The organism is Pseudomonas fluorescens (assembly GCF_902497875.1).
Taxonomy (GTDB): Bacteria; Pseudomonadota; Gammaproteobacteria; order Pseudomonadales; family Pseudomonadaceae; genus Aquipseudomonas; species Aquipseudomonas fluorescens_BR.
Genome location: NZ_CABVHY010000156.1, coordinates 1 through 1,087, shown reverse-complemented (window position 1 = coordinate 1,087; position 1,087 = coordinate 1). Strand labels below are relative to the sequence as shown.

1 protein-coding gene is annotated in these 1,087 nt (G+C 58.2%); it reads right to left on the bottom strand.

Going from position 1 to position 1,087, the window contains the following annotated elements; translation table 11 throughout:
- Positions 1 to 20: 20 nt before the first annotated feature.
- A complete protein-coding gene (gene rarD / locus F8N85_RS34390) occupies positions 21 to 902 on the bottom strand; it encodes an EamA family transporter RarD (RefSeq protein ID WP_150807248.1) in 882 nt (293 codons plus the stop codon).
- Between the last annotated feature and the right edge of the window lie 185 nt (positions 903 to 1,087).

Below are 1,087 nucleotides of genomic sequence, written 5' to 3'. Positions count from 1 at the left end.
CACATTGTTTTGTGTGCGGCTTAAGGTCGGCGATGCCGAACCATATGTTTGAACCCTTCGAAAACCAGCACCACCACCGCCAGCCAGATCGGGATGTAAGTCAACCATTCCCCCGGGCCGATGCTTTCTCCCAGCAGCAAAGCGACGCCGAGCAACAGCACCGGCTCGACATAGCTGAGCAGCCCGAACAGGCTGAAGGCCAATAGCCGGCTGGCAATGATGTAGCTCACCAGCGCCGAGGCACTGATCAGCCCAAGCACCGGAATCAGCAAGTAAAGCCACGGGTGTTGCCCGACCACGCCGAAACCTTGCTCGCCGCTTTGCACGAACCACAACGCCACCGGCAGCCACAACGTCATGTCGAGCCACAGCCCACCCAGGTTGTCTGTGCCCAGGCGTCGACGCAGCACGAAATAGGTCGGGTACCCGATGATCACCAGCAAGGTGGCCCAGGAAAAGCTGCCAGCCTGATACAGCTGGTTGATCACCCCGAGTATGGCGAAAAACACCGCAACCTTCTGCAGGTACGAAAGACGTTCGCCATAGACCATTCGCCCGGTCAAGACCATGGTCAGTGGCAGCAAGAAATAACCCAGGGATACATCCAGGCTATACCCGTTCAACGGAGCCCACATGAACAGCCAGAGTTGTGCCCCGACCAGCGCCGAAGAGACCAGCAACCCCAGGCCCAGGGCTGGTTGGCCGACCAGGCGCTTGACCAGTGCGACCACGTGTTTCCATTCCCCCGAGGCGAACATGAAGACGGTGATGCACGGCACGGTCAACAGCATCCGCCAGCCAAAAATCTCGACTCCGCTCAGAGGCGAAAGCAGCGACGTGTAGAAATACATGACAGCGAACAGCACTGATGACAGCACCGATAGAGCAATACCTTTGGACACACTGTCCTCGCGGGAAATGGAGTGGGTTGGATAGGGGAGGCAGGATAACGGGTTTGGGGGAAGAATATCGCTGATCCTGAGCAGGCCCCTATGCCCGCCAGTCGAGCAAGCAGTCCCCCGAAAAGATCGCAGCCTGCGGCAGCTCCTACAACAAGCGTCACCACGCGATAACTCGATTGTTATCG